This window comes from Actinomyces sp. Z16, assembly GCF_003111765.1.
Classification (GTDB): domain Bacteria; phylum Actinomycetota; class Actinomycetes; order Actinomycetales; family Actinomycetaceae; genus Actinomyces; species Actinomyces glycerinitolerans.
In genome coordinates, this window is record NZ_CP027862.1 from 3,061,058 (window position 1) to 3,073,318 (window position 12,261).

Here is a 12,261-nt window from a genome sequence, read left to right on the forward strand (position 1 = left end):
GCCCATGAGGATCGTGCTCGCCGACGACGCCGCCCTCCTGCGCGAGGGCCTGGCCGGGTTGCTCACCGCGGCCGGGCATGAGGTGGTGGCGCAGGTTGCGGACGCCGATGCACTGCGCACGGAGGTCGAACAGATGGCCACGGCGGGGGCACTGCCAGACGTCGTCGTAACCGATGTGCGCATGCCTCCGACCGGCACCGACGACGGTCTGCGCGCCGCCATCGCCCTGCGTGCCGCTTATCCGGGACTGCCCGTCGTCGTCCTTTCCGCCTACGTGGCCGGACCCTACTTACGTGAGCTGCTGGATGGACCCGATGCCGGTGCGGGCGGGGTCGGCTACCTGCTCAAGGAGCGCGTCGGCCGGGTCAGCGACTTCATGCGGAGCCTGGACGTGGTGGCGGCAGGCGGGGTGGTGGTCGACCCGGAAGTGCTGTCCCGGCTCATGCGTGCGGGCTCGTCCCTGGAGCTCACCCGGCGTGATGGCCTCGAGGCCGCGCAGGGGGACGCGCACGCCGCCGATGGACGGCGCGCGGAGGCTGCGTACGGCCGCGGCCGAGCTGCGGAGGGTACGGCGCTGACGCGCCTGACCCCGCGTGAGCAGGAGGTGCTCGCCCTTATGGCCGAGGGACTGTCCAACTCGCAGGTGGCCGAGCGCCTGGTGGTGTCCGACGGCGCCGTGGCCAAGCACGTCGCAAACATCTTCGCCAAGCTGGACCTGCCGCCCGAGGAGGGCAACCGCCGCGTGCGCGCCGTGCTGACCTGGCTGCGCGCCCACGCCTGAGCCGACCGGGCAGCATCCCTCGCAGAGACCACCAACGAGGCAATAGGCGGTGAGTGGTCTCAGGCTTCAGCAAGCACGGTGGCGCCACCGGCGCCTGGTCGTCAGGACAGCCCCGATGAGGACCAGGCCGGCAGCGGCAGCGAGTTCGGGCAGCACGGACGTGCCCGTACGGGCAAGATCCTGAGGGCGAGAGACCGGCGTCCCGACCGAGACGACGGATGTAGCCTCGTTGGGGGACGCGTTGTCGGTGGGCGCACTCGGATCCGTCACCGCCACCGATGTGGCCGCCGATGAAGAAGCGCTGGGCGGGATCGTTGTGCTCACCCGTACGAGCCACAGTTGTCCATTACTGAAGATCATCTTGAATGATCCGTCAACGCCCTCAACAGTTATCGAGTCGAAGGCGCCGGATACGGAGCCCGTCACAGTCGCGAGGAGTAGCGAGCCTCCTTCGGCCAGAACCGTCGTGTCACCGGAGACTACCAGTGCCCCATCGATGGCCATGTCTCCCGTGACAGTGAGGCTCGGGGACTGGGCAGACGTGGTGGCAGTACTCGCAGGCGAGCCTGGCGTCGCGCTCCCTGCGACTACCGACAAATTGAGCTCCGCAGCGTCGGAGAGTGCAACCGTGCCCGTCACCTCGACCGGTTCGTCGACGGTCTCCGAGAGCACGCCGTCATCGACAGTGATGTCTCCGCTACCGACGGCGGTCATCGAGTCGGCAACGAGGGTGCCGCCGTTCACGGTCACGCCGCCGCTGAACGTGTTGTCACCTGAGAGCGTGAGTCGGCCTGTGCCGTCGAGCTCGAGCGACCCGGCGCCATGGATGTCGTTGCGCCATGTGTCCGCCGCCTCATAGCCGGGGGCCGAGGCATCAAGGCTCACGACGGTCGCACCGTCGAGTGACCCGTAGCCGCCGGAGGCTGCGAGGAGGTTGAGCCGTCCCCATCCCTCGGAGTCGTCGAGCAGGACATGCCCGGATTCGATGGCGGTGGTCCGCAGAACCTCGCGCCGCTGGTCCCGACTTAGGTAGGGGAATCTGGTCTCAAGGAGGACCTCGGCCCCCATCGGCACTACCGCCGGCTCATCGGTCGAGTCGGTGAGGGGCAGCCCGTACGTCATTCGCTCCGTGTAGACCGCCAGGAGAGACTCGTACTCGTCCTGGGTCATCGTGTCGGTAGCATCGAGAGCGGTCGCGGCATCGGCGACGGCCTGCTCCTTGACGCCCGCGTTCTCCTCGTTCGAGAGCGTCGCCGCGGCCAGTGCCGTCCCGAGGGTGCGCCCACCGATCACGTCGCCGGCGGAATGCATGCCGGAGATAATGCGGTAGTCGCCAATCGTGGAGGCGTTGGCGACCAGCTCGGCGTAGTGCTCGGGCACGGCGTAAGCCAGAGCGAGAGAGGCCATGTAGCCGGCACTCGTGTGGCCGGAGGGGAATCCGCCGTCCGTAAGTGAATCTGACGCCAACTCAACGCCCCCGAGGACGTCCGCGACTCTGACATCCGTGCTCCAGCGGAACGGACGCGGATACCGGAACGCCAGCTTCGCCGGATTCGAGCTGGTGTTAGCCCCGCGCACGGCGTTTACCAGTGCGACGACGGCGCCCAGGTCCGAGTCCGTGTCCGCCCACGCTCCGTTGGAATTCCCTGTGTCCGAGTACTTGACGGTCGTGGAGTCTGCGGGGATGTCCTCCGTTATGGAGGTGCCGGCGTTAGCGAGTTGTCGGAACAGCGGTGCGTCCACGCCGAGACCGTCAATCGCACTGTAAGACTGGTTGCGACGATCTGTAAGGTAGGCCTGCACCGCTTGCTCCTCGGTCCGCTCGGAGGTGGCGTTCTCCGAGTAGGCAATATTGGCCTGTTGAAAGGACTCGTTGAGGATGGTGCCGTCGGCGGGGGTCTCACCGGGCTCCCACACCTCATAGAACTCCGCGAGCAGGCTCACCGCGGCATTGGTGTCCGCCGCGAGATTGGCGGTCGTATTCGTCGAATAGGACTCAACGAAATACGATCCGTTAGCAGCAGGCACGGGATCAAGCGGATCAGTCGCCGCGGTCTGTGCGACGGCATTGGGGATCAGGAACATGGCCAGCACGAGCACCGTCGTGAGCGCGATACCGCCGCATTGATAGTCGTGACGGTCATGCCGGAAGGAAGACATCATTGGCTCCTTGGGGATTTACGTATGGCATTGGGATCAAGTGGTCTCAGCCCGTACGCCGGTCGACGCGAGTCCGGGAGGGCGATCCGCCCGCCTCACGCCGCGCGCGTGAGGCGCAGCGTGAGCGTGCCGGGGATGTCGATGGTGACGTAGAGGCGGGTCCCGGCCAGGGCGTCGGTGCCGCCGAGGTAGCGGTACTCCTCACCGGGTTCATAGAAGGCCGGAACACGGCCCACACGGTCGGCGACGACGTCGATGACGGTTCCGTCATTACCGCTCAGCGTCGCCGTTCTGTTGAGGACGAACGCCTCCTCCCCCAGCGCGCGGGCACCGTCGACCTCGACGTCATCGCCGAGCGCGATCTCGAGACAGGCTCCCGTACAAGGGCCCTTAAGGTCGACGGAGAGTTCAATACCGTCGCGCAGATCGCGGATGCTCACCTCCGTGTCAAGACGAAGTGAGATGGTCTTGCGCCGGGAGAATGCCATCCGGGCCGCGAAGCGTCCCTCGAACTCCATGTCGTAGGTGCCGTCCTCATGACGCGAGGCAGCGTCGAGCGGCAGGTAGTAGTCGGCGCTTGCGCTCTCTCGCAGGACAACCGTGTCATCGCTCGTCTCCCAGTCAGTGGGCCGGAAGGGACCGAGACCGAAGAAGTTCCGGGAGAGGCGCAACGAGCGCAGCTCAACGCCGCCGAGCCAGGCGTGCATGAACGTCGGGTTGCATGCGAGCCCGGATGCAATACGTCCCGCTGCTGGGTAATCGGAGTAGCCGTCGACGACGAGGCGCTGGTCTCCGTGTGTTCGCACAACCAGGCCCGAGTCGAGAACCCGGACGCCGTCAGCAGGCGCCACGGGCGTCGGCATCAAACTGGCTGTCACGGGGTGCAGGAGAACGCAGGCCAACTCGTCGCCCCCGCTGGGAATGCCGAGGTCCCAGGCGCGCTGCGCCCACCATGCGAGGTCTGAGCGATTGCGCTCGATCGCGATGCGCCGAAGCTGGTGGTGAAAGCGCCCAAGGCTCACGGTTACGTCCCCACGCTGATCCTGCCGGCGCGAGTGCATGGTCTCGACGTTCCCGGCGGGGTCGGTGAGCAGGGTCATCGTTGTGAGGTTGTGCTCGACGACGTCAACGAGAGCCGGCAGCCCGAGGGCGGTCGCGATACTAAGCAGGCTACGATTGGAGACGTCGATCGCGTAGTTGGCCGATCGCTCGGAGTACTGCCCGTCGGTATCGACATCAATCCCCTCGGCTAGCCACTCATCGATGCGTGCACGACGCGCCGGGTCAGGCCAACGCCGCTCCAGATGGGTGAGCGCCTCAACCAACTCCCAACGGTGGTTGGGTGTGTGCACGCCGCCGGCTTGGAGGGCTGGATCGAGCCTCCGTACCATCGCCTCGAGCCGCCGGCTAAGGGCCCGTACGTCGTCGCCGGCGTCGGCATCGAGGAGCTCGAGGCTCTCCATGAGGTCGTTGGCCGTGAAGGACGAGTCGGGCGGAGAGTCCAGATTGTCGCCACTGAAGAGGCCGGAGTCACCCTGAAGTGTCTCAAGGGACCTCGTCAGGCGATCGGCGTAGGCGATGAGTGACCGGTCGCCGTGCAACCGGCTGCCCGCCGAGAGGTGGCAGGCGACGGCGATCTTCATCGCCCGCGCAAGCCGCCTATGAGAGGGCCTCGCGGCTAGGAACGACTCCTCAGTGGCGAGGAGGGTGTCGGCCTCCCACGCCGCATTCTCATGCAGAGCAGCGAGGTAGGTGCGATCAACCCCCGTAGGCCCTGCCGGAGCGGTCATACCAACCGTTGCCGTCACGACTCGACCTCTTTCAGTCCTTGATTCCGGATCCAAGGTTCGCGTCCATGATGTTGCGCTGGAACACGAGGTATATGACTAGCAGCGGCAGGATCGAGATCACGGAGGCCGACAGCAGCACCGACCAGTTGATGTTCTCGGCGCCGACGATCGAACGCAGCGCGACCTGGAGGGTGTACTTGTCGTTGTCCGAGATGACGATGAGGGGCCAGATGTAGTCGTTCCAGCGCCACTGGAAGGAGAAGATGGCCAGGGTAACAGCCGTGGGCCTGGCGAGCGGCAGCATGATCCTGAAGAATGTCTGGAATTCTCCGGACCCATCGATGCGAGCGGCTTCCAGGAGCTCGTCGGGAACGCCCATATAGAACTGACGGAACATGAAGACGCCGGTGGCGGTCATGATTGAGGGCATGATGAGGCCTGCGAGATTGTTGTACAGGCCCAGATCGCGGATGACGAGGAAGGTCGGAGAGAGGATAACCTCGGTGGGCAGCATCGTCGTCATGAGGAGGCAGACGAAGAGCACTTTGAGCCAGCGGTTCTTGTACTTCGCCAGGGCGTAGCCCGTGGCGGCCGACACCATGACTGTAAGAACGGTCGTCGTGAACGCGACAATGAAGGTGTTCTTGAAGTAATTGGCGAAGTTGAAACGGGTCCACGCCTCAGCGTACCCGCCGAGCGTCCAGCTCCTCGGGAGGAAGGACAGCGGGAACGAGAACAACTCGCCGTTCGATTTGAATGATGACAGGACGAACCACAGGACGGGGAACGCGTAGATAGCGGCGACAACCCACATGAGGAGCGTTAATGTGATGGATTTGCGCTCCTGCGGGCCACCCTCTTTGATGCGCTTGGATCTCGTAGCCATATCATGCCTCGTTGTCACGGTTAAGGCGAAGCTGGACGAGGGATAGGATCAGCAGGATGACCATGAGGACCATCGATGCAGCGCTGGCATAGCCGACCTTCGCCCGCGAGAAACCGGTGGTGTAGATGTACTGGACGATGAAGTTGTTCGACGTTCCGGGGCCTCCGCCGTTAACGGCCTGGACGAGGGCGAACTCCTTCATTGAGCCCAGGGTGCTCAACAGGATAACCATGAAGGATGTCGGCCGGATAGACGGCAGGATGATGTGCCAGAAGGTCTGCCAGGAGGAGGCGCCATCGAGGGCGGCAGCCTCCTTGACGCTGGTCGAGACGTTCTTGAGGGCGCCGATGAAGAGCAGCATATTGAAAGCCGTCCCCGCCCAGGCACCAGCGAAGATCACGACAGCCAGGGACAAGTTCGAGCTCGTCTGCCACGACGGCTGTCCGAGTCCGACCAACGAGAGCAGATAGTTGATCAGCCCGAAGCTCTCTCCGAACATCCATCGCCAGATGACGCCGACTACGATCGGGGAGATGAGCCACGGCATGAACAGCAGCATGCGGGCGGGGGCCGCACCGACGACACGCTTGCTTGTGAGTATGACCGCGGAGAATAGCGAGAGGACGTACCCCAGCGGCACGGCGATAACCGCGTATTCGAAAGTGCGCAGCAGCGCCGAGTAGAAGTCCTTGTCAGATAACAGCTTTGCGTAGTTCGATAGCCCAACCGCACTGAAGCTGCCCCGCCCCTTGTAGTTCGTGAAGGAGTAGAACAATCCACTCGCGGCAGGCCACACGAAGAACACAAGGTAGAGGACAATAATCACTGCAACGAAGACGAACGGCTGCCAGTGGTACGTCCCCGGGGACCTGCCCCAGCGCCGCTTCTTATGAGTTCTTTCCAAGTTTGTTTCTGACGCCATAGCTCTTCCCAACGCCATGTCGGCCTCTGTCACCGGGGCGCCTCGAGTTCCCGCGGTGACGTGTTGGGAGGAGCGGCTCGACGCCGCCCTCCCGGCAACCGTCGTGTCAGCCGTTCGCGACGGCCTCGTCGTACTGCTCGATGATTCTGTCGATCGTCGTATTGACGTCCTGCTCGCCGGACACGTACTTGATCACCTCGTCGCGCAGCGGGTCGCCGTCGACGATCAGCCCGCGATTCTGCCAGTCAAGGCCTTGAGTCACTTGGTAGCCGGCGATATCAGGCGACGCGGCAATCTCCTTCGCATAGATTTCGAAGGAGTCCTGTGCGAAGTCGTAGTCGACTTGCATGTCCTCAACAGCGGGGATCGCAGCAGCCAGCTTGCAGTACTTCCGGTACTGGTCCTCGGCGAGCGCCCAAGAGATGAATTCCTTAGCCGCCCCACCGTTGCCATTGGTATCGAAAGCGGTGAGGAAGCCACCGGTACCGATGTTGGTCGAACGGGTCGGCTGCTGCGGCATGTATGCCGAGGCCCACTCGAAGTCGGTGATGTTCTCCTCGAAGTCGGCGAGCTGCCAACAGCCGGAGTAGTAGGCGACGACCTCGCCGGACTTGAACAGGGCGGAGGGGTCGTCCTCGCTCAGCCACACGGAACGCGGCATGATCGCGTCGTCGTTCATGTTGCTGAAGTACTCCAGAGCCTTCTTCGTGTTGTCGTTCGTGGAGTAGGTCCCGTCGTCCGCCTCAACAAAACCCTCGGACCCGAACTGGTAGAGGAAGGCGCGCAGACGGTGCGATGTGCGGTCCATGACCAGGTTGTAGCGGGCGCCGGTGGCCTCCTTGACCTTCGTCGTCGTCTCGATGAATTCATCCCAGGTCCAACTCTCGTCCTCGGACGTCGGGTAGGAGACCCCCGCCTGCTCGAACAGGGACTTGTTTACAAAGAGCCCAACGGAGGTAACAGCGGCAGGGATGGTGAGGACCTTGCCGTCGTCGTCCGGCAGCAGCAATGAACTCATGATGTTGCGTTCGCTCGCGACATCGGCGAGGTCGACAAGGTCCTCGGAGAAGGTCGGGTCGACCGAGGGGATACGACCGATGTCCGGCAAGTCACCGGCTAGCGCCGCGTTGACCAACTTGGTGTTGAAGTCATCGTAGGCGACGTCAACGATTTCGATGTGGATGCCTGTGGCGGCCTCGTAGTCCTCGGCGAGCACGGCGTAACCGCCGCCCTCGTTGGCGTCGCCGGACAGCCAGAACGTCAAGCTGCTCGGTGTCTCCGAGTTTGAGGAGGAGTCGCCGTCGGAGCCGCAGGCGGCGAGCGCCAAACCGGATGCTGCCAACAGGGCGCCTTTGGCCAGCGAGCGACGTGTTATGGCCAAAGACGCCGGGAACGTCTGCGCATCGTCGGTAGGGAGTGGGATGGATGTGGGGGGCACTGTCGGCTTGCCCTTAACAGCAGGCATGGCGGATCTCCTTCCCTTCGTTGCAAACGAGATCGAACGAAGAGTAAGCGACCTGTTTCGATCTGTCAAACTTCAGTTTCATGGGTATCCTCATGCTGCACGCCCGAGTCAACGACCCGGCCGTACCGGTCATGCCACCACGTCCCGCTCAGCAACTGCGCTCCCCCATGCCGAGCGCGTTACTGCCCGGGACCCGGTCGAGGACGCGGGGCACTGCTCGCAGCTTCGTCCGGCGTCACGACTGCACTCGCACTCATCGCGGCGGGCTGCGCGCGCGGACATCGTGGTGAGATTCTGAGACGCACCATGAGCGCTACTTTCTTCTCCCGTCCCCGTTTGACCCCGTTGGCACCCCTGGCTGGTCTCCAGGAGGCCAGACGCGATCCGTGCACCGTGACCCGGGCGATCCAGGGCTCCATTGACGCCGCGGCCGCCCGTGGCGGCGGTGACGTTGTCCTGTCATCCGCGGGCACCTGGCTCGTCGATGGGCTCGTCCTGCGCGACCATGTCACCCTTGTCCTCGGGGAAGGCGTAACACTGAAGGCGAGCGGGGACGAGCAGCGCTATACCCGGCGTCCCGGCCCGTTCGAGCTGCTCAGTCACGACACCCCGATCAGCGCACTCATCTACGGCAAGTCCCTAACCGGCGCCGGTGTGCGCGGCCGGGGCCGTATCGACGCCAGCTACGAGCGGTTCATCCCCCCGAACCAGGGCGATGCTCCTCATCTGCGGTTCTACGACTATCCCCGGCCGATGACTGTTTACTTAGAGGACTGCCGCGGTCCTCTCATCAAGGACATCACCATCATCGGGGCGCCCTTCTGGACGATCCATCTCGTCGGGTGCGTCAACACGGCGGTGCAGGACGTGACGATCCGCAACGAGATGCGCATGCCCAATACTGACGGCATCGACATCGACCGCTGCACGAACACCCTCATCGACGGCTGCACCATCACCACCGGTGACGACGCGATATGCGCCAAGTGCACCGAGGAGACCGCGCGCTACGGCCTGTGCGAGAACCTCACCGTGCGCGATTGCGTGCTCGAGTCCCAGAGCTCGGCGATCAAGTTCGGCTCCTCGAGCTTCGGCGGCTTCGCCAACGCTCTTTTCGAACGCATCACCATCAACCGCTCCAACCGCGGAATCGCCTTCCAGCTGCGCGACCCGGGCACCGCCCGCAGCATCGTCTTCCGCGACATCACGATCTCCACCAGACGGTTCTCGCCGGAGTGGTGGGGCTCTGGCGAACCGGTGCACCTCACCCTAGTTCCGCGCGATATAGGAACAAACCTCGCCGACTCGTGCATTGAGGGCGTGCGCTTCGAGCGTGTGCAGGCGCACAGCGACAACGCGGTCGTCATCCACGCCGCCGCAGGTCGCATCGAACACGTCTCCTTCCACGACTGCACAATTCAGTTGAACCGCCAGGAGGGCACTCCGTCAGACTTCGACCTGCGTCCCTGCATGGGTCCGCACACTCTCGTCGCGCCTGCACGCCCGGTCGTGACCACCGTCGGCGGCGTCAGTTGGGACGGCACTCCCGTGCCTGTCATCGGCCCGCGGGCCCGCTGACCGGGGATGCCCAATACCGGGCGTCCGGCGCCATGCGCCAACCGGGACCTCACAGGACCGCGGAGACCAACCGGCACACGTTGTCGATGTAGCGCCGCCACCAGGGTTCTTTCGCCCACTCCGCAGCGGTCAATTCGGTGGACACACGCCGGTAGTAGGCGTCGTTGTCCCTGAGCAGCGCATCCAGGTCGCCGCCGAAGGAAAGCAGCATCATCTCGTAGTTCAGGGCGAAGGAGCGGAAGTCCATGTTCGCGCTGCCGATGACGCCGACCTCGCCGTCGACCGTCAGGTACTTGGCATGCAGAACCGTCGGCGCCGGGTACCGGTAGATGCGCACACCGGCGGCGAGCAGCGCCCCGTAGTAGGAGCGTTGAGCGTGGTTGACGATCAGATGGTCGGATTCCTTGCCGACGAACAGTTCTACGTCGACCCCGCGGTAGGCGGCCGTTGTCATGGCGGCCAGCAGCGCCTCGTCGGGGATGAAGTAGGGGCTGGTGATCGACACGCGCCGGGTGGCGTTCTCGATCAGGGATACGAACATCCGGCGATTCGGTTCGGTGGGGTAGCCGGGCCCGGAGGGCACCAATTGCATGGCGTTGACGACGGCGTCGGGCCGGTCCGGCTGCGGCGCGGGCGTGCCGACCGAGGGCCTACGGGCCAGTAGTTCGGTCACGTCGGGCGTCCCCAGAAGCGCGTCCTGCACCTGAAGCACCTCGCCGGACTCGAAGAACCAGTCCATGGCGAAGACCGTCTCGGCCTCCACCACAATGTCCCCGGTGACCTCCACGGACAGGTCGGCCCAGGTGCGTCCGGCCCGGATGTTGGAGCGCAGCCGGTAGGTGGGGTCGATGATGTTGTGCGAGCCGATGAAGGCGCGCTCACCGTCGATGGTGAGGACCTTGCGGTGGTTGCGCAGGTCGGGGCGGCGGAAACGCCGTTTGTGCGGCAGCAGCGGCATCATGAGCCGCCACTGGATACCCGCGGCGGTGAGCCGTCGGCCGAAGTCCTTCCAGCCGGGATACTTGCGCGAGCCGAGGTGATCCACCAGTAGGCGCACGGTGACGCCGCGGGCGGCGGCCCGGGCGAGCGCGTCGTAGAAGACGTCGGTGACCTCGTCCCAGCTCTGGATGTAGAACTCGACGTGCACATGGTGCTGGGCCGTATCGATGATGCGAGCCATGGTGGCGTAGGTCTGGGCGGAGTCCCGGTGCAGGGCGACGACCTCCCCGGTGACACAGGGCAGGCCGGTGAGTTTACGGTTCATCCGCAGCACCGAACTGAGCTGCGGTGACGGCCGCGCCCCGGCGGGCACATCGGGCATCCCCGAGGCGAACTCGTTTACGACCGCATTGGCCTCGAGCTGCTGCTGGTAGCGCTTGCCGTGCACCCAGGGGCTGCCCAGGAAGAGGTACAGGGGCAGGCCCACCACGGGCAGCAGGAAGATCAGCAGCAGCCAGGCGGTGGACGACGATGGACGACGGTTCTCCGGGACGGTCCCCAGCGCCACGAACTTGATCACATACTCCAGGACAACCCATACGGTCGTCAGCACCGGATGCCAATCCATGCAGGCAATCCTCACACGCTTGCGGCCAGCACCGCACCGCCTCGACGGCGCGCCGTATCAGTCGGCGGTCGAGGGCGTGGGGTCGCCGAACAGCGTGCGGTAGTAACCGTAGAAGTTCCAGTTGCCCCAACTGGTGCAGTCGTCGCCGCCGTCGGCCGCAGCGGTGTTGGCCAGGTAGGGCGTGTAGTTGTACAGGCCCGCCGTCGCCTGGTTGGCGGGCGTAAGCTCGCCGCTGCCGCACAGCGCATCGGGCGAGTAGGCCAACTGCGTGGTCGTGCCGGCAACCACCTGGAAGCCGGCCGGGTCGAGCCGGTAGGTCTGGAACTGGGAGGCAGCGCCATACAGCTGGCGGAAGAAGCCGGCGTATTCGGGGTCGCACTCCTGCCCGTCGGGGCAGGCGTAACCGGTGGCCGCCTGGTAGCGGCTCTCGTTCAGGGTGAGCCCGGAGGCGGTGAGCAGTCCCTGTTCTTTTTGCAACAGGACCAACAGCACGCGCGGGTTGATGTCGCAGGAGGTGGCTACCTGGGAGATGACCTCGGCGGCCGTCTCCCCCGTGGCGGCGGTGTAACCGCCGGGGCAGGCGGTGCTGGCCTCGCGGTCCTCGGTGTCGAAGGTGGCCTCTGCCAGGCAGGGGGTGCCGTCGACGCCGCTCTGACAGCCCGCGTTGACGGTGTCGATGAAGGCGGCGACCTCGGTGGCGGTCATGGCGGAGGAGTCGTAGAAGACGTCGTCGTCGATGATGTGCTCGGCGTCGAAGCCGGTCATGTCGCGAGCGATGGCGGCGGGCCTCGTGGCCGCCGTGGGAGCGGGTGAGGCCGGCGTGGTGTCGACGGCGTTCATCACCAGCAATCCGACCAGCAGCGTGGTCAGGAAGGCGGTCAGGAAGACGCCGACCGGGCCGAGTCGGCGGGGGTGGCGTCGCCCTCCGCGGCGCCGGCGGGAGCCATGTCCGCGCGCCCCGGCTCTGGCCGCCCTGGCCAGCCGGGTGCCGCGCGGAGCCGTTGAACGGCTGCGGGCGGATGCTCCGCGTACCGCGCGGTGGTCGGCGGCGGTGTGGCGCGTGCGGCTTTGCGGGGAGCGGCGCGTCGGCCGGTCGGCGGGACGTGACATCG

9 protein-coding genes are annotated in these 12,261 nt (G+C 65.2%); 2 read left to right on the top strand and 7 right to left on the bottom strand.

Annotated elements, in window-relative coordinates; translation table 11 throughout:
• The first annotated feature begins 4 nt into the window (after positions 1-4).
• Positions 5-781 (top strand): LuxR C-terminal-related transcriptional regulator, encoded by a 777-nt coding sequence (locus C3B71_RS12805; protein ID WP_108968538.1) that lies wholly within the window; start codon positions 5-7, stop codon positions 779-781.
• Positions 782-847: 66 nt separating this feature from the next.
• On the opposite strand, the gene C3B71_RS12810 is transcribed toward C3B71_RS12805, so the two are convergent.
• The 5 genes from C3B71_RS12810 to C3B71_RS12830 form a co-directional block, all read right to left on the bottom strand.
• Positions 848-2,944: a phosphatase PAP2 family protein gene (locus C3B71_RS12810; protein WP_108968540.1), complete on the bottom strand. Its 2,097-nt coding sequence runs from the start codon at positions 2,942-2,944 to the stop codon at positions 848-850.
• A 92-nt stretch (positions 2,945-3,036) separates the two neighbouring features.
• Positions 3,037-4,584, bottom strand: coding sequence for a hypothetical protein (locus C3B71_RS12815; RefSeq protein ID WP_146752394.1), 1,548 nt, complete (start codon positions 4,582-4,584; stop codon positions 3,037-3,039).
• A 178-nt stretch (positions 4,585-4,762) separates the two neighbouring features.
• Positions 4,763-5,617 carry a carbohydrate ABC transporter permease gene (locus tag C3B71_RS12820; RefSeq protein ID WP_073329119.1) on the bottom strand — a complete coding sequence of 285 codons (855 nt, stop codon included), beginning with the start codon at positions 5,615-5,617 and terminating at the stop codon, positions 4,763-4,765.
• 1 nt (position 5,618) lies between these two features.
• A complete protein-coding gene (locus tag C3B71_RS12825) occupies positions 5,619-6,443 on the bottom strand; it encodes a carbohydrate ABC transporter permease (protein ID WP_234415921.1) in 825 nt (274 codons plus the stop codon).
• Between the two features lie 202 nt (positions 6,444-6,645).
• A complete protein-coding gene (locus C3B71_RS12830) occupies positions 6,646-8,004 on the bottom strand; it encodes an ABC transporter substrate-binding protein (protein WP_108968544.1) in 1,359 nt (452 codons plus the stop codon).
• 306 nt (positions 8,005-8,310) lie between these two features.
• On the opposite strand from C3B71_RS12830, the gene C3B71_RS12835 reads away from it, so the two are divergent.
• Positions 8,311-9,582, top strand: coding sequence for a glycoside hydrolase family 28 protein (locus C3B71_RS12835; protein WP_108968546.1), 1,272 nt, complete (start codon positions 8,311-8,313; stop codon positions 9,580-9,582).
• A 49-nt stretch (positions 9,583-9,631) separates the two neighbouring features.
• Here the strand turns inward: C3B71_RS12835 and cls are convergent, their stop codons facing one another.
• The gene (gene cls / locus C3B71_RS12840; protein WP_108968549.1) at positions 9,632-11,149 is read right to left on the bottom strand and encodes a cardiolipin synthase; all 1,518 of its coding nucleotides are present in this window, start codon (positions 11,147-11,149) and stop codon (positions 9,632-9,634) included.
• A 57-nt stretch (positions 11,150-11,206) separates the two neighbouring features.
• On the bottom strand, positions 11,207-12,259 hold the full coding sequence (locus tag C3B71_RS12845; RefSeq protein ID WP_234415922.1) for a hypothetical protein: 1,053 nt from the start codon (positions 12,257-12,259) through the stop codon (positions 11,207-11,209).
• Between the last annotated feature and the right edge of the window lie 2 nt (positions 12,260-12,261).

Excerpts from the sequence above, each read along its gene's own strand:
- C3B71_RS12805 (WP_108968538.1), top strand. The coding sequence starts at position 5 with ATGAGGATCGTGCTCGCCGACGACGCCGCCCTCCTGCGCGAGGGCCTG.
- C3B71_RS12810 (WP_108968540.1), bottom strand. The coding sequence starts at position 2,944 with ATGATGTCTTCCTTCCGGCATGACCGTCACGACTATCAATGCGGCGGT.
- C3B71_RS12815 (WP_146752394.1), bottom strand. The coding sequence starts at position 4,584 with ATGAAGATCGCCGTCGCCTGCCACCTCTCGGCGGGCAGCCGGTTGCAC.
- C3B71_RS12820 (WP_073329119.1), bottom strand. The coding sequence starts at position 5,617 with ATGGCTACGAGATCCAAGCGCATCAAAGAGGGTGGCCCGCAGGAGCGC.
- C3B71_RS12830 (WP_108968544.1), bottom strand. The coding sequence starts at position 8,004 with ATGCCTGCTGTTAAGGGCAAGCCGACAGTGCCCCCCACATCCATCCCA.
- C3B71_RS12835 (WP_108968546.1), top strand. The coding sequence starts at position 8,311 with ATGAGCGCTACTTTCTTCTCCCGTCCCCGTTTGACCCCGTTGGCACCC.
- cls (WP_108968549.1), bottom strand. The coding sequence starts at position 11,149 with ATGGATTGGCATCCGGTGCTGACGACCGTATGGGTTGTCCTGGAGTAT.
- C3B71_RS12845 (WP_234415922.1), bottom strand. The coding sequence starts at position 12,259 with ATGTCACGTCCCGCCGACCGGCCGACGCGCCGCTCCCCGCAAAGCCGC.